Genomic DNA, 478 nt, shown 5'->3' on the forward strand with positions numbered 1-478 from the left:
GTATAATACCCACACACAAGATTTTGGGGTGACTGAATGGTTACTGGCAGCGAAATCCATTGGCTTAAAAGCAAAATATGTAGAAAAACATTTTTCCAGATTGTCAATAATTTCTTTACCTGCGTTGATATGGCGGGATGACGGTAAGCATTATATATTGTCTCGTGTTACTAAAGATTCATCACGCTATCTTGTTTATGATCCAGAACAGCATCAGTCACTAACTTTTAGTCGGGATGAGTTCGAAAAACTGTATCAGGGAAAAGTCATTCTGGTTACGTCAAGAGCAACAGTAGTCGGAGAGTTAGCTAAATTTGATTTTTCCTGGTTTATCCCCTCTGTTGTGAAATACAGGAGGATTTTACTTGAGGTGTTAACTGTTTCTGCTTTTATTCAGTTTCTTGCGTTAATAACACCTCTTTTTTTTCAGGTTGTAATGGATAAGGTTTTAGTTCACCGGGGATTTTCAACGTTAAAT

At 37.0% G+C, this 478-nt stretch carries 1 protein-coding gene; it reads left to right on the forward strand.

Going from position 1 to position 478, the window contains the following annotated elements; all coding sequences use genetic code 11:
- On the forward strand, positions 1-478 hold a 478-nt coding region (locus E0D98_RS25780; RefSeq protein WP_240723789.1), incomplete at both ends, for a cysteine peptidase family C39 domain-containing protein.

It is taken from the genome of Escherichia sp. KCJ4928, assembly GCF_004352695.1.
Classification (GTDB): Bacteria; Pseudomonadota; Gammaproteobacteria; order Enterobacterales; family Enterobacteriaceae; genus ECMA0423.